The sequence below is a fragment of the Nocardia sp. NPDC058633 genome (assembly GCF_042717045.1).
Classification (GTDB): Bacteria; Actinomycetota; Actinomycetes; order Mycobacteriales; family Mycobacteriaceae; genus Nocardia.
Genome location: NZ_JBHXRA010000008.1, coordinates 249,608 through 275,917, shown reverse-complemented (window position 1 = coordinate 275,917; position 26,310 = coordinate 249,608). Strand labels below are relative to the sequence as shown.

The 26,310-nt window shown below is 68.4% G+C and carries 26 protein-coding genes; 12 read left to right on the top strand and 14 right to left on the bottom strand.

Annotated elements, in window-relative coordinates; all coding sequences use genetic code 11:
- Positions 1–3: 3 nt before the first annotated feature.
- Positions 4–453 (bottom strand): SRPBCC family protein, encoded by a 450-nt coding sequence (locus tag ACFWUR_RS13115; protein ID WP_378906270.1) that lies wholly within the window; start codon positions 451–453, stop codon positions 4–6.
- Positions 454–580: 127 nt separating this feature from the next.
- Between ACFWUR_RS13115 and ACFWUR_RS13110 the strand changes: the two genes are divergently transcribed.
- Entirely contained in the window at positions 581–1,396 is an 816-nt protein-coding gene (locus tag ACFWUR_RS13110; RefSeq protein WP_378906268.1) for a helix-turn-helix transcriptional regulator, read from the top strand.
- On the opposite strand, the gene ACFWUR_RS13105 is transcribed toward ACFWUR_RS13110, so the two are convergent.
- The gene (locus tag ACFWUR_RS13105) at positions 1,397–2,233 is read right to left on the bottom strand and encodes an SDR family oxidoreductase (protein WP_378906266.1); all 837 of its coding nucleotides are present in this window, start codon (positions 2,231–2,233) and stop codon (positions 1,397–1,399) included. It abuts the gene before it with no gap.
- 133 nt (positions 2,234–2,366) lie between these two features.
- On the opposite strand from ACFWUR_RS13105, the gene ACFWUR_RS13100 reads away from it, so the two are divergent.
- Complete coding sequence (locus tag ACFWUR_RS13100) at positions 2,367–2,840, top strand: MarR family winged helix-turn-helix transcriptional regulator (RefSeq protein WP_378906264.1); 474 nt, start codon at positions 2,367–2,369, stop codon at positions 2,838–2,840.
- A 69-nt stretch (positions 2,841–2,909) separates the two neighbouring features.
- On the opposite strand, the gene fadD11 is transcribed toward ACFWUR_RS13100, so the two are convergent.
- Genes fadD11 through ACFWUR_RS13065 form a run of 7 tightly spaced genes read right to left on the bottom strand, consistent with a single transcriptional unit; the run spans position 2,910 to position 11,385 of the window.
- Positions 2,910–4,709 (bottom strand): fatty acid--CoA ligase FadD11, encoded by a 1,800-nt coding sequence (fadD11, locus tag ACFWUR_RS13095; protein WP_378906262.1) that lies wholly within the window; start codon positions 4,707–4,709, stop codon positions 2,910–2,912.
- The gene (locus ACFWUR_RS13090) at positions 4,706–5,653 is read right to left on the bottom strand and encodes an alpha/beta hydrolase (protein ID WP_378906260.1); all 948 of its coding nucleotides are present in this window, start codon (positions 5,651–5,653) and stop codon (positions 4,706–4,708) included. The genes fadD11 and ACFWUR_RS13090 overlap by 4 nt, the downstream gene beginning before the upstream one ends.
- Entirely contained in the window at positions 5,650–6,525 is an 876-nt protein-coding gene (locus tag ACFWUR_RS13085) for a short-chain dehydrogenase/reductase (RefSeq protein WP_378906258.1), read from the bottom strand. Before ACFWUR_RS13085 ends, ACFWUR_RS13090 begins: the two co-directional genes overlap by 4 nt.
- Positions 6,522–7,979 carry a flavin-containing monooxygenase gene (locus tag ACFWUR_RS13080; protein ID WP_378906256.1) on the bottom strand — a complete coding sequence of 486 codons (1,458 nt, stop codon included), beginning with the start codon at positions 7,977–7,979 and terminating at the stop codon, positions 6,522–6,524. The genes ACFWUR_RS13085 and ACFWUR_RS13080 overlap by 4 nt, the downstream gene beginning before the upstream one ends.
- A 3-nt stretch (positions 7,980–7,982) precedes the next feature.
- Entirely contained in the window at positions 7,983–9,455 is a 1,473-nt protein-coding gene (locus tag ACFWUR_RS13075; RefSeq protein ID WP_378906254.1) for an aldehyde dehydrogenase family protein, read from the bottom strand.
- A 20-nt stretch (positions 9,456–9,475) separates the two neighbouring features.
- Positions 9,476–10,507: a PDR/VanB family oxidoreductase gene (locus ACFWUR_RS13070; protein WP_378906252.1), complete on the bottom strand. Its 1,032-nt coding sequence runs from the start codon at positions 10,505–10,507 to the stop codon at positions 9,476–9,478.
- Positions 10,504–11,385, bottom strand: coding sequence for a metal-dependent hydrolase (locus ACFWUR_RS13065; RefSeq protein ID WP_378906250.1), 882 nt, complete (start codon positions 11,383–11,385; stop codon positions 10,504–10,506). Before ACFWUR_RS13065 ends, ACFWUR_RS13070 begins: the two co-directional genes overlap by 4 nt.
- A gap of 98 nt (positions 11,386–11,483) precedes the next feature.
- Between ACFWUR_RS13065 and ACFWUR_RS13060 the strand changes: the two genes are divergently transcribed.
- From ACFWUR_RS13060 to ACFWUR_RS13025, 8 genes are all read left to right on the top strand, one after another.
- Positions 11,484–12,101 carry a TetR/AcrR family transcriptional regulator gene (locus ACFWUR_RS13060; protein WP_378906248.1) on the top strand — a complete coding sequence of 206 codons (618 nt, stop codon included), beginning with the start codon at positions 11,484–11,486 and terminating at the stop codon, positions 12,099–12,101.
- Positions 12,102–12,343: 242 nt separating this feature from the next.
- Complete coding sequence (locus ACFWUR_RS13055; protein ID WP_378906246.1) at positions 12,344–13,843, top strand: CoA-acylating methylmalonate-semialdehyde dehydrogenase; 1,500 nt, start codon at positions 12,344–12,346, stop codon at positions 13,841–13,843.
- A gap of 7 nt (positions 13,844–13,850) precedes the next feature.
- Positions 13,851–14,990 carry an acyl-CoA dehydrogenase family protein gene (locus tag ACFWUR_RS13050; protein ID WP_378906381.1) on the top strand — a complete coding sequence of 380 codons (1,140 nt, stop codon included), beginning with the start codon at positions 13,851–13,853 and terminating at the stop codon, positions 14,988–14,990.
- Complete coding sequence (locus tag ACFWUR_RS13045; RefSeq protein WP_378906244.1) at positions 14,987–16,054, top strand: enoyl-CoA hydratase/isomerase family protein; 1,068 nt, start codon at positions 14,987–14,989, stop codon at positions 16,052–16,054. The genes ACFWUR_RS13050 and ACFWUR_RS13045 overlap by 4 nt, the downstream gene beginning before the upstream one ends.
- Entirely contained in the window at positions 16,054–16,953 is a 900-nt protein-coding gene (mmsB, locus tag ACFWUR_RS13040) for a 3-hydroxyisobutyrate dehydrogenase (RefSeq protein ID WP_378906242.1), read from the top strand. The genes ACFWUR_RS13045 and mmsB overlap by 1 nt, the downstream gene beginning before the upstream one ends.
- Positions 16,950–17,726: an enoyl-CoA hydratase gene (locus ACFWUR_RS13035; protein ID WP_378906240.1), complete on the top strand. Its 777-nt coding sequence runs from the start codon at positions 16,950–16,952 to the stop codon at positions 17,724–17,726. Before mmsB ends, ACFWUR_RS13035 begins: the two co-directional genes overlap by 4 nt.
- A gap of 33 nt (positions 17,727–17,759) precedes the next feature.
- Entirely contained in the window at positions 17,760–17,909 is a 150-nt protein-coding gene (locus tag ACFWUR_RS13030) for a hypothetical protein (RefSeq protein ID WP_378906238.1), read from the top strand.
- Between the two features lie 5 nt (positions 17,910–17,914).
- The gene (locus ACFWUR_RS13025) at positions 17,915–18,589 is read left to right on the top strand and encodes a TetR/AcrR family transcriptional regulator (protein ID WP_378906236.1); all 675 of its coding nucleotides are present in this window, start codon (positions 17,915–17,917) and stop codon (positions 18,587–18,589) included.
- On the opposite strand, the gene ACFWUR_RS13020 is transcribed toward ACFWUR_RS13025, so the two are convergent.
- Both ACFWUR_RS13020 and ACFWUR_RS13015 read right to left on the bottom strand, forming a co-directional pair.
- On the bottom strand, positions 18,577–20,223 hold the full coding sequence (locus ACFWUR_RS13020) for a carboxylesterase/lipase family protein (protein WP_378906234.1): 1,647 nt from the start codon (positions 20,221–20,223) through the stop codon (positions 18,577–18,579). The genes ACFWUR_RS13025 and ACFWUR_RS13020 overlap by 13 nt on opposite strands.
- Positions 20,224–20,297: 74 nt before the next feature.
- Positions 20,298–20,768, bottom strand: coding sequence for a MarR family winged helix-turn-helix transcriptional regulator (locus tag ACFWUR_RS13015; protein ID WP_378906232.1), 471 nt, complete (start codon positions 20,766–20,768; stop codon positions 20,298–20,300).
- A 152-nt stretch (positions 20,769–20,920) separates the two neighbouring features.
- Here ACFWUR_RS13015 and ACFWUR_RS13010 point away from each other — a divergent pair, with 152 nt between their 5' ends.
- The gene (locus ACFWUR_RS13010; protein WP_378906230.1) at positions 20,921–22,129 is read left to right on the top strand and encodes an FAD-dependent oxidoreductase; all 1,209 of its coding nucleotides are present in this window, start codon (positions 20,921–20,923) and stop codon (positions 22,127–22,129) included.
- A gap of 115 nt (positions 22,130–22,244) precedes the next feature.
- Here ACFWUR_RS13010 and ACFWUR_RS13005 read toward each other — a convergent pair whose 3' ends face one another.
- The gene (locus ACFWUR_RS13005) at positions 22,245–22,739 is read right to left on the bottom strand and encodes an SRPBCC family protein (protein ID WP_378906228.1); all 495 of its coding nucleotides are present in this window, start codon (positions 22,737–22,739) and stop codon (positions 22,245–22,247) included.
- A gap of 94 nt (positions 22,740–22,833) precedes the next feature.
- Here ACFWUR_RS13005 and ACFWUR_RS13000 point away from each other — a divergent pair, with 94 nt between their 5' ends.
- Positions 22,834–23,577 (top strand): TetR/AcrR family transcriptional regulator, encoded by a 744-nt coding sequence (locus ACFWUR_RS13000; RefSeq protein ID WP_378906226.1) that lies wholly within the window; start codon positions 22,834–22,836, stop codon positions 23,575–23,577.
- 56 nt (positions 23,578–23,633) lie between these two features.
- Here the strand turns inward: ACFWUR_RS13000 and ACFWUR_RS12995 are convergent, their stop codons facing one another.
- Together ACFWUR_RS12995 and ACFWUR_RS12990 are read right to left on the bottom strand one after the other, a co-directional pair.
- Positions 23,634–25,058: an amidase gene (locus tag ACFWUR_RS12995; protein ID WP_378906224.1), complete on the bottom strand. Its 1,425-nt coding sequence runs from the start codon at positions 25,056–25,058 to the stop codon at positions 23,634–23,636.
- A gap of 177 nt (positions 25,059–25,235) precedes the next feature.
- The gene (locus tag ACFWUR_RS12990; protein ID WP_378906379.1) at positions 25,236–26,300 is read right to left on the bottom strand and encodes an Lrp/AsnC family transcriptional regulator; all 1,065 of its coding nucleotides are present in this window, start codon (positions 26,298–26,300) and stop codon (positions 25,236–25,238) included.
- Positions 26,301–26,310: the final 10 nt, after the last annotated feature.

Below are 26,310 nucleotides of genomic sequence, written 5' to 3'. Positions count from 1 at the left end.
CGGCTATCGCGCGGTCTCGTGCACGGGTTCGCCTTCGCGAGGCGACCGCGTCACCGCCGCCTCCAGTGCCGCGCGTATCACCGTGGCTCCGTGGTCGACGAACTCGGTGATCGGTGCGGCGAGATCTTCGGGAAGAACGTCGATGTGCCAGACGAACCGTGTCGTGCCACCGGCCTCCGGCAGGGCCTGCATCCAGGCATGGTGGTGGGAAGGGTGCAGGCTCCCGCCGACCACCGTGTAGGCGACGCACCTGCGCACAGGGTCGAGGTCGACGAGCCGTTCGGCGACGACGGTGCCCTCGGCGAAGGTGACTGTGCGGGTGTCGGCATCGAGCCGGGTGTCGGTGACGAAGCCTGGGGCGAGGCGTTCGTGCACGGCACCGAAGTCGGCCAGGACGTCCCAGACCTGGTCCGGTGTGGCGTCGACAAGAAATTCTCTGTGAACAGATGCCATGGTGTTCTCCTGGTCGGGCTGCGGGGGATGGGTTGGTGTGCCCATCCAGCATTCAGTCCTGACCAGCCCGCGGTCTTGAAGATTCTTGTGGGGTCGATGTGTCGTAGCCCCGGCGTACGGTCAGCTCATGCTGTGCGCCGTTGCTCTTGCCGCCCGGCCGGACTTCACCGTGACCACGGTGACGTGCCACGCCGATCACACCCGATGGTCGGCGCCGCAGGCGTGCGGTGAGCACCGTCTTGTTCTGGTGCGGCGCGGCAGGTTTCGGCGTCGTGCCGACGGCGTCGACGCCGATGTGGATCCCACCCTCGGCTATCTGGGCGCACCCGGGGAGGAGGAACGGTTCGCCCACCCCGCTGGTGGCGACGTCTGCACCTCGCTGAGCATCGCGCCCGAGTTCTGGGACGGGCCGATCACCGCGCGGGCGGTGTACATCGACGCGCGCGTGGAGTTGGCCCACCGCAGGCTGCTCGGGGCTGCCGCATCCGGTGACATCGACTATGCGCTGACCGAGGAACTGCTCCGTTTGGTCGCGGCGGCGACCGACCCGTCGACTCCGCGTCCGCGTCCCGGCGACCAGGCGATGGTCACCGCCGCGCGACAGGCGATCCTCACCGGTGCGGCGGAGGCCGCCGGGTTGCGGTCGCTGGCCGGACTGCTGAGGGTCTCGCCGTATCGGTTGAGCCGGGTGTTCTCCCAACACATGGGCGTCTCATTGACCCGCTACCGCAACCGAGTACGCGTCGGCCACGCCATCGATCGGCTCGTCGACGGCGAAACCGGCCTCGCCGATCTCGCCGCCGACCTCGGCTTCGCCGACCAACCTCACCTGACGCGGACCGTGCGCGCGCATCTCGGCCACACCCCGATCGCGCTGCGTCGACTGCTCGACCACCAGCGAACCGACCGTGCCCGAGTCGCGCCTACCCGGGTGAGCGGGTGATCAGGAATCCTGATGCGCGGCGTCGAGCAGCGGCTGACCGATGACACCCATCGCTTGCGAAGCGCCACCGAGCACCCACCCGCCGTCCGCGGGCAGCACAACGCCCGAGACGAAGTCGGCGAGCGGCGATGCGAGGAATCGGCAGACATTGGCGACGTCACGCGGTGTCCCGTACCGGCGCAGCGGCACGCTGTCGGTCACCAGGGCCCGATCCTGCTCGGTCGGCGCCAACCGGGCCATGCCCTCGGTCCCGTCGATCGGTCCCGGAATCACCCCGTTCACGCGAACCCCGTGCGGACCCCATTCCATCGCCAGCACCTTGGTGAGCATGTCGACACCGGCCTTGGCGGCACACACGTGCGCCTGGGTGATCGTGGGCAGTTCCGACTGCGGTGCGGAGATATTGATGACCGAGGCGCCGGGCTTACGGAGGAACGGGTAGCTCGCGCGCAGAACGTTGAAGGTGCCGAGCAGATCGATGTCCACCACCGACTTGAACCCGTTGGCGGACATGCCGAGGGCCGCGGCGGGGAAGTTGCCCGCCGCACCGGAGATCATCACATCGAAGTCGCCGAACTCCTGATGCACCGATTTCAGGACCGCCTCGGTCGCGCTGAAGTCGCGCACGTCGGCACTACCGCCGAGAGCATCCGCGCCGAGCGCGCGAAGCCGTTCGACGGCCGCGTCCACCTTGTCCGCGGAGCGACTGAGCACCGCGACCCGAGCACCCGCCCGCGCGAAGTCCTCTGCCACACCGAGATTGATGCCGCTGGTGCCGCCGGCGACGACGACGACCTTGTCGGCCAGGTCGATCTTCTGGATGAATTCTGACTCCATGCCGGGCAGACTATCAGTAGTACGAACTATTATCTGTGGTGATAATCGGTGACGAGGCTGCCGATGACGGGCGTCGGTGGATCGCCGACTACGCTCGGTCTGCTGTCCAGTCCAGAAATCGAGGTTTCCGCCAGTGACCGAACCGTTGATCCCGGATATGGTCGCCGACCACACCAGCTGCCTGCTGATCAAGCTCGGGCAGGTGATGTTCCGCGTGAGCGAGGATCGGCTTGCCGCACTGGGTCTGCGCACCCGGCACTTCATGATCTTGAAAGTGCTGGCAGGCGACCAGGCCAGTTCTCAGCTCGAACTGGGAACGCGTTTGCGCATCGACTCGACCACGATGGTGGCCGCGATCGACCATCTGGAGGCCGCGGGGCTCGCCGCCAGGATCCGCGATCACCGCGACCGCCGACGGTTTCTCGTCGAGATCACCGAGCAGGGCAGGCGCACGGTCGAGCGTGCCGACGAGCTCGTCGGCACGTTGAACGACGAATTGTTCGACGGTCTCGATCCGGACGAGCGCGCACACCTGCGTCGAGCGCTGCTGACGATGAATTCCGGCACGGCCTTGCCGCTGGCTTACGACGCTGTCCGGCAACGCTGACCTCACGGCACGAACAGCCCCAGCCGAGATCGGCTGGGGCTGTTGGTTTCTCGGCGTCGAAGTGATCGACTATCCGGCGTCGACGACGTCGGCGGGCGGGTTCGCGGCGTAGAGCTCGTCGATCTGCGCGGCGTACTTCTCGGCGATGACCTTGCGCTTGAGCTTCAAGGTGAGGGTGACTTCGTCGCCGCCCGCCTCCCAGAAGGTGGGCAGGACACGGAAGCGCTTGATCTGCTCCACCCGCGAGAGCTTGCTGTTACCCGCCGCGACACCGGCTCCGATCGCGGCGAGCACCGTGGCATCGACAGCCAGCGCGGCGGCCGAGGCATCGGGCAGCGCGTGCTCGCGCGCGTAGGGCTCGACGGACTCGGCATCGAGCACGATCAGCGCGGTGTTGTAGGGCCTGCCGTCGCCGAGAACGGCCATCGCGCCGATCAGCGGCGTGGCCGCCTTGATCGCGTTCTCGATGTTGGTGGGCGACATGTTCTTGCCCGCGGCATTGATGATCATCTCCTTCTTGCGGTCGACGACGCGCAGGAATCCCTCGTCGTCGATGCTGACGATGTCACCGGTGTGCAGCCAGCCGTCGGCGTCGACCGCCTCGGCGGTCTGCTCGGGCAGTCCGCGGTAGCCCTTCATCACCAGCGGTCCGCGCACGTGCAGTTCGCCGTCGTCGGAGAGTCGTGATTCCATGCCGGGCAGCAGCTTTCCGACCGCACCGAGCTTGGCGTCGCGGGGGTGGCTCACGCTGCAGATGCACGACAGTTCCGACATGCCCCAGATCTCGGCGATCGGAATACCGAGGCCGGCGAAGAACGCCAGGGTCTGCGGCGGGATCGGGGCCGCACCCGACAGGGCCCAGCGCACCCGGTCCAGACCGAGAGCGGCGCGCAACTTGCTCAGCACCAGCTCGTCGGCACGCGCCCATTCCGCGGCCAGCTCGGCGGGCACCGGTTCGCCCGCCAGCTGGTGGGTGCTGCGGGCCGCGGCCACCGACATCGCCCACGCCACGGCCTGGCGCTTGTTCTCGTCGGGTTCGGCCGCGACCTTGAATTCGATGGCGGCCTTGAGCTTTTCCCACACCCGCGGCACCGCGCCCCACACTGTGGGACGCAGGTCGGCGAGGGCGGCGGCGATCTGCTTGGGGTCCCCGACGCTGGTGACCTGGGTGCCGAGGACCTCCTGGATGTAGAGGGCGGTGAGACGGTCGGCGATGTGGGCGGTCGGCATGAACGAGGTGATGGTGTCACCGAATTCGATGCCGAGGATGTCGGCGATGCCGTGCACCTGGAACAGCAGTGCGGCATGGGTGGTCTCGACGCCCTTGGGCGCGCCGGTGGTGCCCGAGGTGTAGATCAGTGTCGCCACATCGTCGGCGCGCACCGATCCCCAGGCGGCGTCGAAATCGAAATCGTCGCGGCCCGCTTCGAGCAGTTCGGCCACCGACAAGGTGCCCTCGGGTGCCTCGTCGACGCAGACGATGTGGTCGAGCTCGACACCGGCGGAGGCGATCAGCTTCGCGTACTGCGGCTCGCAGATCACCACGCGCGCTCCGGCATTGCCGAGCACATAGGCGAGCTGGTCGGGGGAGAGGGTGTTGTACACCGAGAACGAGGTGGCGCCCAGATGCTGCGCACCGACCTCCAGGGGATAGAACTCCACCCGGTTGCTCATCATCAGCGCGACGGTGTCGCCGCGGCGCACCCCGAGACCGGCCAGACCGGCGGCGACCGCGCGGACCTGGGCGGCGTATTCGCCCCAGGTGACGGTCTCGGCGTCACCCGGAGTGCGCAACGCGACCGCCGCGGGATCGATCGAGGCGGTGTGCTGGAACGCTGCGGGCAGGGTGTCGAAACGGGGAATACTCACGAGGCAGGCACTTTCTGGGTCATGACCGCGGGGGCGGTGCCGAGATGGGTGGCGACGAAGCGAGCCGCCGCGCGATAGGCCGTTCTGGATTCGGGAACGACGATGGGCAGTGTCTGGAACGCGTGCATCTGATCCGGCCACACCCGCAGCTCGCAGTGCGCGCCGGTGGCCTGCCAGCGGCGTGCGAGTTCGGTCGCGTCGGCGCCGAAGTACTCGGTGTCGCTGGCATGGATCACGGTGGGCGGCAACCGCATTCCGTGCACGGGTCGCAGATCGAACGGTTCCGTGGTGAAGGCGGCGATCGCCTGCCTGGCGATCTCGGTGGACAGCAAACCGTCACGGTGCTGGTTGCGGTGGCCCACCGCGATGGTCAGGCTCAGGTCGACGATCGGGGAGAACAACACCAGCGCACCCGGTTCGGGCAGCCCGGCGCGGGCGTTCTCGACCGCCAGATGAGCCGCCAGGAATCCACCGGCCGAATCCCCGGCGAGGATGATCCGGTCGGCGGAATATCGCCGAGTCAGCCACCGGAACGCCGCGGCGACATCGGAGGGCGCGGCGGGAAACGGGTGCTCGGGGGCGAGTCGGTAGTCCAGGGTGAACACCGGAAGTCTTGTCGCGGTCGACAATCGGGAGGCGACGCCCCGATATCCGAAAACCGAGCCCGCGACGAACCCGCCGCCGTGGACATAGAGGACAACCGCGTCGGTGCGGACGGCCCGCGGCCCGCGCACCCATTCACCGCGGATCCCGTCCTCGTCCACGGACTCGGTGGTCGTCGGGCGCAACGGCGGCGCACCCGCGCGCATGGCCTGTTCGATGAGCAGCCGCGACGGTGCCAGGGTGTAGGCGTTCACCGGTGCGAGAGCGGCCAACCGGCGCACGGTGAGCGCCGACAGCTGCCGGAGCGTGCGGGCCCGCAGCGACCCGCGTTCGGCGCTCACCGGCGATGCTCGATCGCCCGGATCAGCTCGTGCACCGTGGTGTCGGCGGCGAGCCGGTGGTCGAGGACGACATTGATCGCCCCGCGCAGCAGCGCATAGGGCTCCCACCCGCTCGGCGCGATGGTCCGCGGCGCACGACGGGCGATGCCGTCGGCGATCGTGCGGGCCGCGTACTCGGCGGTGATCCGCACGTTGAGCGGCCACGGCAGCATCCCGTCGAGCTCTTTGCCCAGCTCGTCGGTGTCGAGCATGTCGTGGGTCATCGCCGTGTCGACGATGCCGAAGTAGGCCACGCCCGCGCTGGCGCCGCTCGCGGCGAGTTCCACGCGCAACGCCCGCCCCAACTGCTCGACCGCGGCCTTGCTCACCATGTACGGCGAACCGCCCATCCCCGGCGCGAACGCCGCGCACGACGACACCACCACGACGTGACCGCGCGCGGCCACGATGTGGTCGAGGGCCGGGTGCACGGTGTTGAACACGCCGGTGAGGTTGATCCCGATCACCCGGTCGAAGTCCGCCGGGTCCATGGTGCGCACGGTGGCGGGCACGGGAGTCACGCCCGCGTTGGCGACGACCACGTCCAGCCTGCCGAACTGCCGCACCACTTCCTGGATCGCGGTGGACATCTGCGCCCGGTCGGCGACATCGGCGCCGATGCCGAGGGTGTCGAGCCCCAACTCGTCGGCTGCGCGCCGAGCCGCGGCCGCGTCGATGTCGACCACGACGACCTGTGCGCCCCGGCGGTACAGGATCTCGGCCAGTTCCCGGCCGATGCCCTGTCCGGCGCCGGTGATCAGCACGACCTTCCCCGCTACCTCGTAGGACGGCGAGAACCAGGTGGCCGGCGCGAGATCAGGGAGTCGGATCATGCCGACACCTCGTAGGACTCGATGTCGAATCGGCGAGTGCGGCGGCGGTATTCGAAGCTCCAGTTCGGATACAGCCCGGCATTGCCGCCCTCGGCGGTGGTGTAGTAGCTCTCGCAGCCGCCGGTGAGCCAGACGGTGTCGGCGCTGCGCCTGCCCATCTCCTCGACGAAGTCCCGCTGCACCTGTGAGCGGACTTCGACCCGGGTTTCGCCACGGGCGCGCAGGGTGCTCAGCGCGTCGACGATGTAGGCGATCTGCGACTCGATCATGAAGACCGCCGACTGGTTGCCCGCCGCGCCGAAGGGGCCGAGCGTGCAGAAGAAGTTCGGGAATCCGGCGACCGCGGCACCGAGGTAGGTCTGCGGCCGCTGCTGGAAGACCTGCGCGATCGTTCGCCCGTCGTGGCCGACGATCCGGTCGAACACGCTCGGCGTCGACGTGAATCCGGTGCCGTAGATGATGGTGTCCACGGGGATCTCGACCCCGGCGCGGGTGACGATGGAACGCGCGCGCACCTCGGCGATGCCGTCGGTCACCACGTCGACGTTGTCCTGGTCGAGCGCGGGGAGATAGGCGTCGGAGAAGATCGCCCGCTTGCAGCCGATCATGTAGTCCGGGGTCACCTTGGCCCGCAGGTGCGGGTCGCTGATCTGGCGGCGCAGCTGGATGCGGCCGAGCAGCTCGTAGGGATGACGGAACCGGTTGTCGACGAACCCGACCAGGCCGAAGCCCTCGATCAGCGAGTACCAGGCCCCGCGAACGGCTTTCTGCGCCAACGGGATCTGCCGTAGCAGCCGACGCTCGAGGCCGAGGGTCGGCCGGTCCATCCTCGGCACGATCCACGGCGCCGACCGCTGGAACACCGTCATCGCGGCGACCTTCGGCTGGATCTCGGGCACGAATTGGACCGCCGAGGCGCCGGTGCCGATCACCGCGACACGTTTGCCGGACAGGTCGTGCTCGTGGTCCCAGTGCAGCGAGTGGAAGGCCGTGCCTTCGAAGGTTTCCAGGCCGGGCAGTGACGGGTACTTGGCCTCGGCGAAAATGCCTGCCGCGGAGAGGAAGTAGTCGGCGGTGAGCGCACCGCTCGAGGTCTCGATCCGCCACCGGGAGTGCTCGTCGTCCCAGCGCGCGTCGAGCAGTTCGGTGCCGAGGCGCACGTGCCGGAGCACGTCGTTGTCGGTGGCGACGGTGCGCAGGTAGTCGAGGATCTCGGGCTGCTTGCCGTAGGTGCGCGACCACTCCGGGTTGGGCGCGAAGGAGTAGCTGTAGAGCTGGGAGGGGACATCGCAGGCGCACCCGGGGTAGGTGTTGGCCCGCCAGGTGCCGCCGAGGTCATCGGCGCGTTCCAGCACGACGATGTCGTCGAAACCCGCCTCGCGCAGTTTGATCGTCAGCCCGATCCCGCCGAACCCGGCGCCGAGCACGACGATGTGCGTGTGTTCTGTGGGCATGGGTCAGCCGATCCTTCCGTGCAGCACCGATACCAGGCGATCGACAACGGTGTCGATCCCGGCGCTGCGGGTGAATGTCGTGAGCGCCAGCGGCGTGGCGAATCGTTGCCGCGTAGTCGCTTTGGCGTAGGTGAACTCGCGTAGGCCGTCGGGCCCGTGCACCCGACCGAAGCCGGAGGCGCCGACCCCGCCCAGCGGCAGCGCGGGGATGGTGGCGTGCGCGACGAAGGCGTTGATCGAGGTGGCGCCCGCGTCGATGCGGTCGGCGATCGCGTCGCCGTCGCGGCGGGCGAACACAGTGGCCCCGAGCCCGTACTCGGAGTCGTTGACCCGCTCGATCGCCTCGTCCATGGAGGCGACCCGGGCGACGACCAGCGTCGGTCCGAAGGTCTCCTCGGTGACCGCCGCGGCGTCGTGCGGCACGTCGACCAGGATGGTCGGCTGCACGAACTGGCCGTCGATGGCGTCGATCCCGCCCAGCAGTGCCCGGCCGCCGCGGGCGAGGGCGTCCTCGATGTGACGCCGGATCACCGCCAGCTGCTTCGGCATGGTGATCGGACCGATTTTCGCCGTTCCCGGCCCGGCCCGCAGATCGCGCGCCCGATCGAGCAGTTCGGTGAGGAACGCGTCGTAGACGTCGGTGTGCACATACACCCGTTCCACACCGAGACACGTCTGCCCGGCGTTGGACATGCCGCCCCACAGCGCGGCGTCGGCCGCGGCACCGAGGTCGGCGTCGGCGTCCACGACGAGGGCGTCCTTGCCGCCGCATTCCATGAGCACCGGGGTGAGTCGCTGCGCGCAGGCGGCCATCACGCGCTTGCCGGTCTCGGTGGAACCGGTGAACCCGATCTTGCCGACCCGGCTGCGGCACAGCGCCGCACCGGTCTCGCCGCCGCCGGTGATCACCTGCAGCACCGGCTGTTCGGGGACGGCGCGGGTGAACGCCTCGGCGAGCCAGACGCCGACTCCCGGGGTGTACTCGCTGGGTTTGAACACCACCGTGTTGCCCGCGGCCAGGGCGAACGAGATCGAGCCGAGCGGGGTGAACACCGGGTAGTTCCACGGGCCGATCACCCCGACCACGCCGAAGGGTCGGTATTCGACCCGGCAGGCCTGATTGGCGGTCAACAGACTGGGCGCGACCGAACGCGGGCCGAGGACCTCTTTCGCGTTGTGCGCGGCCCACTTCAGGTGTTCGAGCGCCATGACGATCTCGAGTGCGGCGTCGGAGTGCGGCTTGCCCATCTCCTGGCTCATGATGCGCGCGAGCTCGTCGCGGCCGCGGGTGATCTCGGCGCGCCACCGATCGAGGCGACGGGCACGTTCATCGAAACCGACTGTGCGCCACCAGGTCGCGGCACCGTGTGCCCTGTCGACGGCGGCCTCGACGGCGCTTTCGTCGTGGCTGGGATAGGAACCGACCAGGGCGCCGGTCGCCGGACTGTGGACGTCGAAGGTGAGCGTGGTGGTCATGGCAGGCGTGCCTTTCGCGATCAGAGATCCAGCGTGAGTGCGCCACCGGCGGAACGGGACACGCAGGGGAGGAGGTGGTCGGCGCGCTCGCCCGGGGGGAGCAGTCGGTCGCGGTGATCGATCGAGCCCGCGAGGACCTTGGTCTTGCAGCTGCCGCAGAAACCCTGTCGGCAGGAATAGGTGACGTCGGGCCGCACCCGACGGATCGCGTCGAGCGCGGTCTCGGTGCTGTCGACGCGCACGGTCTCCCCGCCGCGCGCGAGGGTGATGTCGAATGCCTTGCCGTCGGTCACCGGTCGCGCCGAGAACAGCTCGGTGTGCAGCGAGGCAGTCGGGTTCAGGGCGAACAGGCTGCGCTGGGCGACATCGAGCACCGGGGGAGGGCCACACACGTAGACCGCGGCGCCGGGGGCCGCGGTGGCGAGCAGCGCGGGAAGGTCGGGCGTGCCGGTCTCGTTGTCGGGGCGCAGGTCGGTGCCCGCGGGGAGCTCGCTCAAAAAGGGCATGGTCTCGCGCGATCGGCCCAGGTAGACGAGCCGGCCGCGGGAACCCGCCGCGCGCGCCATCGGCAGGATCGGCGTGATTCCGATGCCCGCGGCGAGGAAAAGGTACGACGGGGCGGTCTCGACGAAGGTGAAGGCATTGCGCGGGCCGCGGATGCGCAGCACGTCGCCGGAGCGCAGGGTGTGCATCTCCTGTGATCCGCCGTCGCCGTTGTCGAGGCGGCGCACCGCGATCCGGTAGCGGTGCCGATCGCGCGGATCGCCGCACAGGGAGTACTGGCGTTGGCGGCCCGAGGCGAGGAAGACATCGAGGTGGGAACCGGGACGCCACGAGGGCAGACGCCCGCCGTCGGTGGCCGCCAGGGTCAGGCTCATGACGTCGGCGGCCTCGGCGTGCACCGCTTCTACGCGGACGTCGAGGTCGAAGCCGTGGTGTCGCACTGGATGCGGTGGGGACAGCGCGGGCTGGGTGAACACCTTCTTGTAGATGTCCACGGCGGCGCCGATGGCCCGCAGGCCCGGCGTCGCCACATCGGTGGTGGGGTTCACGCGCGAGCCGCCGGCGAGTGCGCCAGGTACCGCAGTGCGTTGTCCATCGAACCCAGCTGCGAGGGGTGGAAGCTCGGCCGCAGGTAGCGCGGCATCTCGGTGACGAAGGTGGTGAAGCTCGGAATCACCCCGCGCGCAGTCGCACTCACGAACTGCCTGGCCCAGGAGCGTCCCTTGTCCTGGCTGGGATCCTGGCGATACAGGTAGGCGGTCGAGATGACGAACAGCGGTAGCAGCGTCCCGCTGGCGAGCAGCCCGGTCCGCAGTCGGCGCGCGTAACCGCCGTCGACATGCATGTAGGCGTCGAACACCACGCTGCGGTGCTCGACCTCCTCGGCGCCGTGCCAGCGCACCAGATCGAGCATGGTCGGGTCCATCCCGAGCTCGGCCAGTACATCCGATTCCAGCAGCCATTCGCCGATGACCGCGGTGAAGTGCTCCATCCCGGCGAACAGGCCGAGGCGTTCCTTGAGCCATTCCTCCTTGGCGCGACCGGTGAGTCCCTGGTCGCCCAGGAGGCGGTCGACCATCCAGGCGACCTTGGCGACGAAGGACTCCACATCGAGTCCGATCGACTGCAGGTGCCGCCGTGCGCCTTCGTGGCTGCTGGCGTGCATCGATTCCTGGCCGATGAAGCCGGTGACCTCCTCCCGCAGCCGCTCGTCCTCGATGTAGGGCAGGGCTTCGGCGAGGCAGGAGGCCATCGCTCGTTCGCCCTCGGGAAGTACGAGATGCATCACATTGGTGACATGTGTCGCGAGTACTTCGCCCGGGATGTAGTGCAGGGGCACCGACGAGAAGTCGAAATGCACATCCCGCGCGTGAATTGCGTGCGCTTCTTCCTGATAGGAGCGCGCCGTTGCACCGTTATCAGCCATGTTCAAACCGTACAGTGCAACAAATGGTGACGCAATGTTGCAGACGAATCAGATCTGCGGTCGTGCTCGGGACCTGCCCCGCCTGATACCGTCGAAGTGTGCTCTCCACCGCTGCGACCTCGGGAAATTCGCCCACCGCCGACTCCGTCGAGGAACGAATTCTCGATGCCGCCCTCGTGCAGTTCGAGCGGGTGGGCGTGCGCAAGACGACGATCGAGGACATCGCCAAGGCCGCCGACGTCGACCGCGCCACCGTCTATCGGCGTATCGGGTCGCGCGACGACGTGGTGAGCGCCGCGTTCGAACGGGAGGTGCGCAGGCTGCTCGCCGACCTGGGCGAGATCCCGGCGCGCCACGACAGCTTCGACGACATCGTCGTCGACGTCTTCACCACCGTGATCACCCGCTGGCGGGCGCACCCGCTGGTCGAGCGACTGCTCACCCTGGAAGCCGATCGCCTGCTGCCTCAGCTCACCGTCGACGGCGCGTCGTTCTTCCTGCTCTCGGTCGCCGCGTCCACCGAGATAGTCCGAAAAGTGCTCGAGGACAATCGATTCCCCGATATTCCCGATCTCAGCGCCCGGGTCGAAGTGGTCTGCCGAGTGGTCCACTCGCTGATCCTGCAGCCGGTCGGCACGATCGACACCGGCTCGGAGCAGGCCCTGGCGGCGTTCGCCCGCACCTATGTGGTCCCGATGCTGGTGGCCGGGACCTAGGCGGGCGCGCCTCACGTCAGGGCGACCGGGCGGTCAAGTCCTGCACCGCCTCGATGGCGCCGTTGCCCTGACTAGGGCCGCGCACCAGAGCTGGAACCCTGTTGGCAATCTGTCAATAGTTGGCTGAGTCATTGACAAACACCCCGCTGCCCTGTCAGAGTTCCAGTTGCTTGGACATCCAACTATTGGAATACCTCCAACTGCGCGCACCGCGCGACCGACATCAACGGAGTAGGACTGGCATGGTTCGCGAACTCACGCATTTCATCGGCGGCAAGCACGTCAACGGCACTTCCGGCGCCTTCGGCGACGTCTTCGATCCGAATCTCGGGCAGGTGCAGGCCAGGGTTCCGCTGGCGAGCACCGACGAGGTGGCCGCGGTGATCGCGAACGCGGCCGAGGCGCAGCCGGTGTGGGCGGCGTTCAACCCGCAGAAGCGGGCCAGGGTGCTGATGAAGTTCGTGACCTTGGTGAACGAGGAGATGGACAGCCTGGCCGCGCTGCTCTCGGCCGAGCACGGTAAGACCATCGCCGACGCCAAGGGCGACATCCAGCGCGGGCTCGAGGTGATCGAGTTCGCCATCGGCATTCCGCACCTGCTCAAGGGCGAGTACAGCGACAGCGCGGGCACCGGCATCGACGTGTACTCGATGCGTCAGCCGCTCGGCGTCGTCGCGGGCATCACGCCGTTCAACTTCCCGGCGATGATTCCGCTGTGGAAGGCGGGTCCGGCGCTGGCCTGCGGCAACGCGTTCGTGCTCAAGCCCTCCGAGCGCGATCCCTCGGTGCCGCTGCGCCTGGCCGAGCTGTTCCTGGAGGCAGGGCTGCCGCCGGGTGTGTTCAACGTGGTCAACGGCGGCAAGGAAGCCGTCGACGCGATCCTGGCCGACAAGCGGATCAAGGCGGTCGGGTTCGTCGGTTCCACGCCGATCGCGCAGTACATCTACGAGACCGCGACCGCCAACGGTAAGCGCGCGCAGTGCTTCGGCGGGGCCAAGAACCACGCGGTCGTGATGCCCGACGCCGATCTCGACGACGTCGCCGATCAGCTCATCGGCGCGGCGTACGGGTCCGCGGGTGAGCGCTGCATGGCACTGTCGGTGGCCGTGCCGGTCGGACAGGAGACCGCGGACCGGCTGGTCGCGAAGCTGACCGAGCGGGTGCACAAGCTCAATGTGGGCCGCTCCGACGACCCGGGCGCCGATTTCGGTCCATTGGTCGGGCTCGATGGTGTGAACCGGGTCAACGACTACGTGCAGATCGGTGTCGACGAGGGCGCGCAGCTGCTGGTCGACGGCCGCGGACTCACTGTCGACGGCGCCGAGGACGGATTCTTCGTCGGCGCGAGCCTGTTCGACAATGTCACCGCCGACATGCGGATCTACAAGGAGGAGATCTTCGGCCCGGTGCTCACCGTGGTGCGCGCGGGCGACTACGAGGAGGCGCTGCGGTTGGTCGACGAGCACGAATACGGCAACGGTGTCGCGATCTTCACCCGCGACGGTGACACCGCCCGCGATTTCTCCGCCCGTGTGCAGGTCGGCATGGTCGGGGTCAACGTGCCGATTCCGGTGCCGATCGCCTACTTCACCTTCGGTGGCTGGAAGGGTTCGGGCTTCGGCGATCTCAACCAGCACGGCCCGGACTCGATCCGGTTCTACACCAAGACCAAGACGGTGACCCAGCGTTGGCCTGCCGGGCTCAAGGAGTCCAACGCGTTCGTCATCCCGACGATGGACTGATGCGGTGATGTTCACCCTCAACGAGGACGAGCGCGCGATCGGTGAGACCGTGCGCCAGTTCGCCGACGAGTTCCTCGCGCCCAACGCGCTGGATTGGGACGAGCGCAAGCACTTTCCGGTCGATGTGCTGCGCAAGGCGGGCCCGCTCGGGCTCGGCGGCATCTCGGTGCGCGCCGATGTGGGCGGCTCCGGCTTGCGCAGGCTCGACGCGGTGCGGATCTTCGAACAGCTCGCCACCGGGTGCCCCTCGGTGGCGGCCTACATCTCCATCCACAACATGGCGACCTGGATGATCGATGCCTACGGCACCGAGCAGCAGCGACACCGGTGGGTGCCGGAGATGGCGTCGATGGAGCTGCTCGGCAGCTACGCCCTCACCGAACCGGGCGTCGGCTCCGACGCGGCGGCCTTGAGCACCAAGGCCGTTCGAGACGGCGAGGACTACATCCTCACCGGCGCCAAGCAGTTCATCTCCGGCGCGGGCGCCAACGATGTGTACGTGATGATGGTGCGCACCGGTGGCGAGGGCCCGCGCGGCATCTCGGCGCTGATCGTCCCAGCCGACACGCCGGGCCTGACCGTGGGCGCCAACGAGCGGAAGATGGGCTGGAACGCCCAGCCGACCCGCCAGGTCATCCTCGACGGCGCCCGGGTGCCGGTCGCCAACCGGCTCGGCGCCGAGGGCGACGGCTTCTCGATCGCGATGAACGGCCTCAACGGCGGTCGGCTCAATATCGCCGCGTGCTCGATCGGTGGCGCGCAGGCCGCGCTCGACAAGTCGGTGCGCTACCTCACCGAGCGGCACGCCTTCGGAAAACCCTTGGTGCGCAACGAGGCACTACAGTTCGAGCTGGCCGACATGGCCACCGAGTTGGAGGCGGCGCGGACCCTGCTGTGGCGGGCCGCGGCCGCGCTCGACGCCGACGCGACGGACAAGGTCGCCCTGTGCGCGATGGCGAAGCGATTCGCCACCGACACCGGTTTCGAGGTGGCCAACAAGGCGTTGCAATTGCACGGCGGCTACGGCTACCTGCACGAATACGGCCTGGAGAAGATCGTGCGCGACCTGCGCGTGCATCAGATCCTCGAGGGCACCAACGAAATCATGCGGGTGGTCGTCGCCCGCTCGCTGATCGGAGCAGCATGACCGACGAACCCGAAGTCCTGATCGCCGTCCGTGACGGTCTTGGCTCGATCACCCTGAACCGTCCCAAGGCCATCAACGCCCTCAACCACGCGATGACACTGGCCATCACCGACGCGCTGCGCTCCTGGGCCGGCGACGACGCGGTGCGTGCCGTCGTGGTCACCGGTGCCGGCGAGCGCGGGCTCTGCGCGGGCGGCGACATCGTCGCCATCCACGCCGACGCGAAAGGCGCTACGGCGGGCGCCGATTCGCCGACCGGGCGCTTCTGGCGCGACGAGTACCTGCTCAACGCGCTGATCGGCAGCTATCCCAAGCCGTACGTGGTGATCATGGACGGCATCGTGATGGGCGGCGGGGTCGGTCTGGCCGGGCACGGCAGCCATCGGATCGTCACCGAACGGTCCAAGATCGGGATGCCCGAGGTCGGCATCGGTTTCGTCCCCGATGTCGGCGGCACCTACCTGCTCTCGCGGGCGCCGGGCGAGATCGGCACCCACGTGGCGCTGACCACCGCGCGGATGAACGCCGGCGACGCGATCGCGGCCGGATTCGCCGACTACTACGTGCCCTCCGAGGCGCTGCCCGAGCTGCTCGACGCGCTGGGCACCGTGGGCGTGGAGGCTGCGATCGCGAAGTTCGCCGAGGGGGCACCGCCCTCGGAGCTGCTCACGCAGCGGCGCTGGATCGACGCCTGCTACAGCGCCGATACCGTCGAGGAGATCGCGGCCCGGCTGCAGGCCGACGAAGCGCCACAGGCGGCCGAGGCGGCCGCGGCTCTGCTCGCGAAATCGCCTGTCGCGCTGAAGGTCACGCTGCGTGCCCTGCGCTCGGCGCGGGACCTGCCCAGCCTCGAAGCGGTACTCGACCAGGAATACCGGGTTTCGGTCGCCGCCCTCGGCTCCGCCGACCTGGTCGAGGGCATCCGCGCCCAAGTGATCGACAAGGACCGCGATCCGCGGTGGCGGCCCGCGACACTCGCCGAGGTCACCGACGATCAGGTGGCGGCCTATTTCGCCCCCCTCGGTGCCGCGGAACTGAATTCGACGACAGCGGAGGCGCGGTAATGACGAAGACGATCGGTTTCCTCGGGCTCGGCCACATGGGCGGCCCGATGGCGGCGAACCTGGTGCGGGCGGGCTACGACGTGCTCGCCTACGACCCGGTCCCCGCCGCGCAGGAGCAGGCACGCACCGACGGCGCGAGGGTGGTGGCCACCGCCGCCGAAGCCGCCGCGGGACGTGACGTGGTGATCACCATGCTGCCCAGCGGCAAGCTCGTCCTCGACGTCTACGCCGAACTGCTGCCCGCCGCCGCGCCGGGAACGCTGTTCCTCGACTGTTCCACCATCGATGTGGCCGACGCGAAAGCGGCTGCGGCACAAGCAGTTGCCGCCGGTCACCGCCCGCTGGACGCACCGGTTTCCGGTGGCGTCGCCGGTGCGACCGCGGGCACCCTCACCTTCATGGTGGGCGGCGCGGCCGCCGACTTCGCCGACGCGAGCGAGGTATTGGCGGTGATGGGCGGCAAGGTGGTGCACTGCGGGGACTCCGGCGTCGGCCAGGCCGCCAAGATCTGCAACAACATGCTGCTGGGCATCTCGATGATCGGCCTGTCCGAGGCGCTGGTGCTCGGTGAGCGGCTCGGCCTGAGTCACCAGTCGTTCTTCGACGTGGTGTCCACCGCGTCGGGCCAGAGCTGGGCGCTGACCAGCTACTGCCCGGTCCCCGGCCCGGTGCCCACCAGCCCGGCCAACAACGACTACCTGCCCGGCTTCGCCACCGCGCTGATGTCGAAAGACCTCACCCTGGCCGCGAACGCGCTGCAGGCCAACGGGATCGACGGACAGCTCGGCGAACTCGCCGCCGCGATCTACGCGCGGTTCAACAAGACCGACGCGGGCCGCGACTTCTCCGCCATCGTCACCGACATCCGCGAACGCTCCGACGGAGGAGATATCGAATGACCGTCTACGAGACGATCCTGGTCGAAACCAAGAACCGCGTCGGCTGGATCACGCTGAACCGGCCGAAGGCGCTCAACGCGCTCAACACCGAAGTGCTCGACGACATCGTCGCCGCGCTCGACGAGTTGGGTCGTGACGACGAGGTCGGCGCCGTCGTGATCACCGGCTCCGCCAAGGCTTTCGCGGCGGGTGCCGACATCAAGGAGATGGCGCCCAAGTCCTACATGGACATGTTCATGGACGACTTCTTCGCGCGCTGGGATCGGGTCGCGCAGTTCCGTAAGCCCACCGTCGCCGCGGTGGCGGGCTACGCGCTCGGCGGCGGCTGCGAGCTCGCCATGCTCTGCGACATCCTGATCGCGGCCGACACCGCGCAGTTCGGGCAGCCCGAGATCAAGCTCGGCGTGATCCCCGGCATCGGTGGCTCCCAGCGGCTCACCCGCGCGGTGGGCAAGGCCAAGGCGATGGACATGGTGCTCACCGGACGCACCATCGGTGCCGAGGAAGCCGAACGGGCCGGTCTCGTCTCGCGCATCGTGGCCGCCGACGACCTGCTCGACGTCGCGGCCGAAGTGGCCGAGACCATCGCGGCGAAGTCGCTGCCGGTCACCATGATCGCCAAGGAGGCGGTGAATCGCTCCTTCGAGACCACCCTCGCCGAGGGAATCCGCTTCGAGCGCCGCGTCTTCCACTCGCTGTTCGCGATCGACGACCAGACCGAAGGCATGAGCGCCTTCGTCGACAAGCGGCCACCGAACTTCACCCATCGCTGACTCGGCATCGCTCGACACCCTTTTCGAGGAACCATGACCGAGGCATTCGTCTACGAGGCGACCCACATCCCGCGCGGGCGTGGCAAGCAGAGCGACGCCCCGCACGGCGTGAAGCCGCTCGACCCGGTGGTCGCACCCATCGAGGAGCCGGGGATCTGCTCGGTTCGACCAGGTCTGCGATGACGGCGATGCGCAGCGACCCTCGGCATACGGTGAGCCCGGATGCCGAGGGGCCGACCGCCTCCCCGTACGGCCTGCGTGGCCCCGCCGCGCGGGCCCACCGGCGCCGGCTCATGGTGGTCGCCGCGCAAGCCGTCTTCGTCGCCCACGGATATCACGGCGCCAGGATGGACGAGATCAGCGCGCGGTCCGGGATCAGCAAACCGGTGCTCTACGATCACTTCGCGAGCAAGCTGGACCTGTATCTCGTTGTGCTGCAACTCAATCTGGATCGTATGGTCGACGGTGTCCGCGCCGCTGTCGCGGCGGACACCGAGCCACGCAACCGGGTGCGCCGAGCCGTGCGGGCCTATTTCGACTTCGTCGACCACGACCTCGGCGGGTATGTGCTGGTGTTCGAATCACCGGTGCCCAGCGAACCGTGCGTCGAATGGCGGGTGCGCAACGCGATGCGCGACTGCGCCGCCCTGGTGAGTGCCGAACTGAGAGCGGCAGGCGTCGGCGCGACCGAGGCCGACATGCATGCGTGGGGACTGGTCGGCATCAGCCGCCTCGCGGCCCGCCACTGGCTGGAGGCCGGGCGGCCGATCCCGAAAAGCGACGCGGTCGATACCGCGTCCGCGCTGTGCTGGAACGGATTGTCGACAGTCCAAGGCCATTGTGGACCGGGTCACCCGATGTGACCGATGCCCGACCACAGGTCGCAGTGGTGCTGCCGGCTGAACGAGTCGGCGGTGCTGATGCGATCGCTTCCCATTTCGAGGGTGCTGCCGGGAGTGGTCGGCCAGCCGGTGAAATCCGCTGTCACCGGGTCGCCGGTGTGCGCGAATCGTGCCCAGCTCTGCTGTATCCGTCGCGAGAGCAGATCCGCGGCCGGTGGCAGCGGAATGGTCACACCCATCAACGCCGAGAACACGTAGGGGATTTCCGCGGCGTGAAAGGCGCCCGGTAGCAACGGATTGTCGCCCAGCGGCGCGTCGTTGAACTGGTATTGCCACACCTGGGCGCCGCCCCGGCGCGCCGCCTCGGCGGTGAACAGGGCGGGGCAGGCGAAGAATCCGTCCGTGATCACTCGTTCCTTCGCCTTGACGGGGGCGGCGAAATCGGACAGCGGGTACCGGGCCAGAACCTGATCGGCGTTGTCGCCGAACAGTTCTCGTGTCCAGTTCAGATAGTCCGTCGCGGTGGGGACGGTGGCGCGGGTGTAGTCGAGCAGGGCGATGAAGGTGGCACCTTCATCGGCGTTGCTGCCGACGATGAGGGGCATGTCTCGTGCTGCTCCGGCGGCCAGCGCGTGTTCGGGTTCGGCGGTCACCACGGCGCCGTCCAGGACCGGGCTCCAGGTCACCGCCATCGAATTCAGTTCCGCGGTCGGGGAATCGAGCAGCCGGTCGGCGGGCAGCGAGCGCAGGCATCGCAGCCGGGTCTGCGGATCGTCACAGCCGAGGCTCGCGGCGTAGTCCGCGGATCGTTGGAACGCGAGGTCCCTGCTGGGCGGGGCGAGGGGGCTGCGCGCGCACGAGCCGCTCTCGATGATGGCCCGGTGGAAGAGCCCACGCGCCGACGGCGAGGCGAGTTGGGTACACACGCTCATCCCGCCGGCGGATTCACCGAAGATCGTGACATTGCCCGGATCGCCGCCGAACGCGGCGGCATTGTCCCGAATCCAGCGCAGCGCGGCTTGCTGGTCGAGCGTGCCGTAGGTGCCCGTGATACCGCCGGTGCTGTCGGCCAGTTCGGGCAGCGCGAGGAAGCCGAACGGCCCGACGCGGTAGTTGGGGACGGCCACGATGACCTTGCCCTCGCGCACGAGTCGGGCAGGGGAGTCGTATTGAGCGTTGGATCCGAGTACGAAGGCGCCACCGTAGAACCACACCATCACCGGCAGCGCGGCGTCAGCAGCGTTCTGTGGCACGTAGACATCGATACTCAGGCAGTCCTCGCTCGACTCCTGAAGCGCTACTCCGAGCGGGATCGGGGATGCCTGCGGGCATTGCGGACTGTGGGTGAGCGCGGGACGCACGTCTGCCCACGGTGCCGCGGTCCGCGGCGGTGCGAAGCGATTCTCGCCCGTGGTCGGGGCTGCGAACGGCACGCCGAGGTACTTCACGATCCCGTCGGTGCGCAGCCCGCGGATCTGTCCCTCGGTGACGGTGACCACCGGGTCCGACGCGGCGTCGGCGGGTGAGGCCGCGGCTGGAGGGATCGCGGTCACCGAGATCGAGGCGACAAGACTGGTCAAGATCGCGGCCGTCGCCAGCCGTCTGGCGGCGCCGAACCGAGGTGTGAAGATATGGACCCGCAACGAGACTCCCACAGTGATTTACTTTTGTAACAAAACGACTGTAGGTGACCAGGTGGTTCAGCGTGGGCTATTTGTCGTGATCGGCGCTATTCGTCCAGCGCGGCCAGCAACTGTTGCAGCGCCGGCAAGGCGTACTGCAGCGCTCGCTGATCGGCGAGCGGCAACTTCGCCAGGGAATCGCGCAGCACGGCCGCACTGGTGTGGTCGTATCTGGCCAGTAGTTCCCGCGCCGTCGCCGAGGTCGTCAGGGTCGCCGCGCGCCCGTCTGTCGGTGACGGCACCCGATCGACCAGGCCCGTGGCCGACATCGTCCGAATCAAATTGCTGATCGTCGACTGCGCCACTCTGAGTTCGAGTGCCGCCTGGCTGGGCGTCAGGCCGCCGGTCGTGGCCAGCAGGCGAAGCAGTTCGATCTGCGCCTCCGGGAGATCGGGCAGACCCTCCGCTGTTCGGGTGCGCCGCAGCACCGCACGGCGCAGGGGGCCGAGCAGGGCGCTGAGCTGGACCTCGACCGGTGTGGCCGAGGTCGACGGGGTTCGGGCGGCGGAGGCGTCCATCTGCTCATTCTTCCCTGGCGCGCGGTGATGCCCCGGATCGGCCATTCGTCAACCATAGGTTGACGATTCGGCTATCGTCAACTACTAGTTGACGACAGGGCGATCGTTCGTGGACAGCTGTCGCCGACACCGGATCAATTCAGGAGTCGTCAATGGAAGCTCGCGAGAACACTGCCCAGCACGGTGCCGGGAAGCCGGGCAGGCGGGCGACGGTCGTCGGCGCCGGAATCGCCGGATTGGCCGCCGCGCTGCGGCTGCACCGGCAAGGCTGGGACGTCGTCGTCATCGAGCGCGCCCCGACCCGTCGCAGCAGCGGATATCTGGTGAACCTGCACGGACCCGGATATGCCGCCGCCGAACGACTCGGGCTCGTGCCTGCGCTGTCCCCGCGCGATATCGGGTTCTTCACCTCGGTCCTCGTCCACGCCGACGGCCGGGAGAAGTTCAGGATCCCGGCTGCCGTCGCCCAGGCTGCCGTCGGGGATCGGGCACTGAGCGTGTTCCGTGGCGACTTGGAAGCAGCTCTGTACGACGCGGCGGCGGAGGTGGTCGACATCCGTTTCGGCACCACCGTGCGGGCCCTCGCTCAGACCGCCGAGGAAGTGACGGTCACCCTGACCGACGGCACTCACCGGCGATCGGAACTTCTCGTCGGCGCCGACGGCGTGCACTCGCGTGTGCGCGAGCTCGTCTTCGGTGCCGAGCACGAGTACTTCGTGGACTTGGGCCACATGGTCGGTGCCTTCCCGCTGCACCGGGTTCCCGAGCGCGTGCCCGACGGCGCCGGTACCACCTTCATCGGCCCCGGGCGTACGGCCGCGGTGATGAACCTCGGACCGCGACGATCCTCGGCGTTCTTCACCTACCGCTGCCCCGATCCGACCGCGGAGCTGGCCCTGGGCGCCGCCCCCGCCCTCACCCGCGCGTTCGGCGATCTCGGCGGCGGCGTCGCCGACGCCCTGCGTCAACTCGAAACCGGCCCCGCCACCGCCTATTTCGACTCGGTGGGTCAGATCGTGATGGACCGCTGGAGCCGCGGCCGGGTCGTTCTGCTCGGTGACGCGGCGTGGTGCGTCACGGTGTTCGCCGGTTACGGCGCCGCCCTCGCCCTTGATGGCGCCGACCGTCTCGGCACCGAGATCGCAGCCCACGGCAACGACATTCCCGCCGCGCTCGACACCTGGGAGGAATCGCTGCGCCCCGAAGTACGAAAACGCCAGGCCCTGGCCCGGAGGGGAATGAGCCGATTCGCCCCACCGTCACGCGCACACGTCTGGGCCGGCGAGCTGATGCTGCGTGCCATCCAGCTCCCCGGTATTCGCGGCCTGGTCCGACGCGCTGTCCGACGCGCCAACAACTAGGGCGTGTTTCGAAGTGGAGGTTGGGATGGGGCCGTTCGCTCGACCGCAACCGCCTCCCACATCTGGTCGGTCAGCGGGGACGTTTCAGTCGCACATGTCGCGGTACTCCGAATTCTCAGTTGGAAGGCTGGTTCGGAGCGGGGGTTTCGGTGAACGCCTTGATGCCTTCGAGCCATGAGCGGATGAGCTCTTCCAGTACGTTGTGGTCGATGTGGGGCGCGATCGCGGTGGCGTCCATCGACTCCCGGCAACGAATGCGGGTGCGTCCGAAGCCGAGATCATCGAATTCGTAGACGGCGACCATCGACAAGCCCGGTGCGGTTGTCGCCCAGGTCAGCCTCGACGCGCGTTCCACCACCGCGAACGCGGAGGTAACCGGTGCGCCGGCAGCGTGCCAGGTGAATACGGATCCCGGTGCGGGCGGCCCCGACGCCGCCACATTCGAGATGTCGGCGCGAATGCTGGGCCAGTTGTCAACGTGCGCAAGGGCGTTCCACACGGCTTCCCGGGGTGCGTCGATCTCGATGGTGCCTGCGCCCAATGCGTGGGCGGCTGTGTCCACCTTTCCCGACGAAGCGAGCTGGAAGGCGGGGGTGTCGACGGTCGTCATGTCAATCTCCAATTCGATACGCTGTACCGATACAACGTATCGAATCGTTTCGAGTAGTGTCAACCGGAATCTCGAACGGAGGTGAACGGGTAGCGTGCGATTCGACAGGACACTCGCCTTGCTGTGGGGCGAGGATTCCACACGTGTCGGCCGCTCCGGCCTGACGATCGCAGACTTTGTCGCGGCCGCGACCGCGATTCTCGATGAGCACGGCGCCGACGGATTGTCGATGCGTGCCGTGGCCGCCCGACTCGGGGTGCGGACCATGGCGACCTACATATTCGGCAACAAGGACGACTTGGTAGCACTTGCCGTGGACCGGATATACCGGGAGGTGTACGCCGACGGCGAACAGCTCGGGCGCTTGGACTGGCGAGCGGGGCTGATCGAGGTCGCGCGCGCCAACCGCGCACTGGGCCTCGCCCATCCATGGCTTCCTGAGCTGCAGCTGGTTCGTTCGCTCATGGGACCCTGCGAACTGGCCAAACGTGATCGCGAGCTCGCCCCGCTGGAGTCGACGCCGCTCACCGACGTCGAGAAAGACCAGGTCTTGACCCAACTGTTGCTACATGTAGAGGGTATGACGCGGATCGAGTCGATCCTACGGCGTGAGCGCGACTCCACCGGACTCGACGATTCGCAATGGTGGCAGGCGATCATGCCGACACTGGAACCCGTGGTGGACCCGAATCGGTTTCCGCTGTCGATGCGCATCGGTCTCGCCGCCCAAGATGCGCGCCATGGCCAATTCTGGGGGGACGAGGCATTCGAATTCGGACTGCACCGGCTGCTCGACGGGATCGGCGTCCTGATCGACCGGCGCAGCGACAGCACCTGACCCGGCCGAGCCGGAAGTGACCGTGATCGGGTGCGCGGTCGACGCGGGTGTGGTCGCTACCAGGTCGGTCGTCGGTCGCCGTAGCGGGTGGCCTGCTCGAAGGCATATCCCGCGCGCAGCACCGACAGTTCGCCGCGGTGCCTGCCGACGATCTGGACGCCGACGGGCAGCCCCTGCGCCGTGAATCCGGCGGGAACCGACAGCGAGGGGCAGCCGGTGACGGAGACGAAGTACGAGGACTGCATCCAGCTGAGGTAGTCGTCCATGGCCACGCCGGCCACCTGCTCGGGATACTCGATGTCCACCGGAAAGGGCGGGAGTTGGCTGGTCGGCAGCAGCAGCACGTCATAGCGGGTGAAGAACTCCCGCATGCGGTGGAACAGCTCCGAATGCACCAGCTCGGCGCGACCGATGTCGGCGCCGGTGAGGCCGCGACCGAATTCGATATTGGCGCGCAGCGTCGGCTTGACCTGCTCGACGAGGTCTCCCAGCGCCGCGCCGATGGAGGTGGCCATCTGCCAGCCACGTAGCACCCGGAAGACGTCATCGGCGCCGGTGAAGTCGGGGCACGCTCGCTCGACCGTGGCGCCGAGTGCGCTGAACACCGCGGCCGACTCCTCGACGATCGCGGCCACCGACGGATCGACCGGCACCGAGGTGCCCAGGTCGGGCGAATACGCGACCCGCAGTGATCCGAGGTCGCCCGCGAGGGGGCGGGAGAACATCGCGGGGTCTTCCTCGATCGACAGCGGACACCGTGGGTCGGGGCCCGCCATCACCGACAGCAGCAGTGCCACATCGGAGACCGTGCGCGCCATCGGGCCCTGCACGGCTTGGGTGGCCCATCCGGTCTGATTGGGCCACAACGGAACCCGTCCCGGCGACGGGCGGAGCCCGACGACATTGTTGAACGAGGCGGGGTTGCGGATCGAACCACCCATATCGCTGCCGTCACCGAGCGGCTGCAGGCCCGCGGCCAGCGCGGCGCCGGTGCCGCCGCTGCTCCCACCCGCCGAGCGGGTCGTGTCGTAGGGATTGCGCGTCGGGCCGAACAGCGGATTGAAAGTGTGTGAGCCCGCACCGAATTCGGGCACATTGGTCTTGCCGATGGTGATCGCGCCCGCCGCCCGGATCCGTTCGATGCTCACGTCGGACAGGTGGGGCACGTGGTCGGCCAGCGCCGGGCTGCCGTGGGTGGTGCGGATGCCGGCTGTGTTGTGAGTGTCCTTGTGCGCGATAGGTATTCCGTGCAGGGGGCCGACGGGCAGGCCGTGCGCGAGGCGTTCGTCAGCGGCCGCGGCCGCATCGAGAGCTTGATCGGCGACCAGGGTGACGATCGCGTTGATCTGCGGATCGAGCTGCTCGATCCGCTCGAGATGCGCCGTGACGACCTCGCGGGCCGACAGCTCGCGAGCACGCAACCGGCGGGCGAGTTCTCCTGCGGAGGCGTCGCAGATTTCTGGATGAACAGGGGCGCTCACGGATGGCCTCCAGGAAGGTGTCACGGCTCGGTCGCCGGATCAGGGTTCTCCGGCAGTGACCTGCGCCGAACCGGCTGGAACCCAGCATCTGGCCAACGGGCATTACGTCGCGCGGAACGCAGGAAAGCGGCAAATGGTCGAGACCAAACGCCTGATTCCTGCTCCATCGGTATCGCACTACCAGTTCTGCGGCGGCCCCAGCGGTACGCGACCGATGGCGCGACCCTGCTCGTCCAGCAGCCAGCCCAGCCGCTTGGCGGACTTCAACGTGATGGTCCTGTCCTTGACCCGCAGTGTCGGGAGCCGTTCGGCCAGCAGCGTTTCGAACGCGTCGATGCCGTGCAGCCCGTGCAGCACCACTTGGACGAACAGGTTGTGCGGACCGCTGACCGAGGCGCACAACCGGACATTGGCCTGTCTGGCCAGGGTGGAGCCCGCCGCTTCGAGATCGGCATGCGGCACCGACATCCGAAAGCTGACCGAGGTCGGCAATCCGGCCAGCGGGTGTGCCAGGTCGCAGCGCACCAACAGCTCGCCGTCGCGGATCATGCGGTGCACACGCCGCCGGGCCGTGTGCTCGCTCAGACCACTCGCGACGCCGAGCGCGGTGTAGCTCAGCCGCCCGTCCGCCCCCAGGGCCGTCAGCAGCGCTTGGTCCTCGGCCGAGGGGCGGTTGTGCGAGAGGCTGCTGTAGCTCGTGCGCGACGACGGCCGTTCCGTGGACAGGGTGGCGCGTTGGGCGGGCCCCATGGCCCGGATCTGCCAGTCGGCTCCCTCGCTGAACAACGTGATCCCGACTCGCGTCCTTGTCGATCGGAGCCCGGGCAACGCGCCGATGTCACGGCGGGTCCAGCGGCCGAGTGTGGGCAGGTCGGGGGCACCGACGGACAGCAACAGGTCGTAGTCTCCCGCTGTCTCCTCCACGCTGAACACCCACGGCAAAGCGGTCACCGCGGCGCTGACCGCGTCCATGGCCTGGGGGCGACAGCGCACCTCGACGAAGGCCACGGTGGTGGTCTTGGCCGACTCGTAGGCGGTGATCCAGGCCATGCCCTCGGCGCGCAGCCGATCCCAGCGGCGAGCGACCGTCGTCGCATCGATGCCCAGTGCCTTGCCGACCTGTGACCAGGCGGCGCGCGGAGCGGTCTGTAGTGCATCGATGAGCGCAAGATCGAGCTCGGAGAAGCGGGAATCCGGTGCAGAAGGCGCAAGATTGCCGGATTCTGGCACTTCGGTGTCCATGTCACTCACA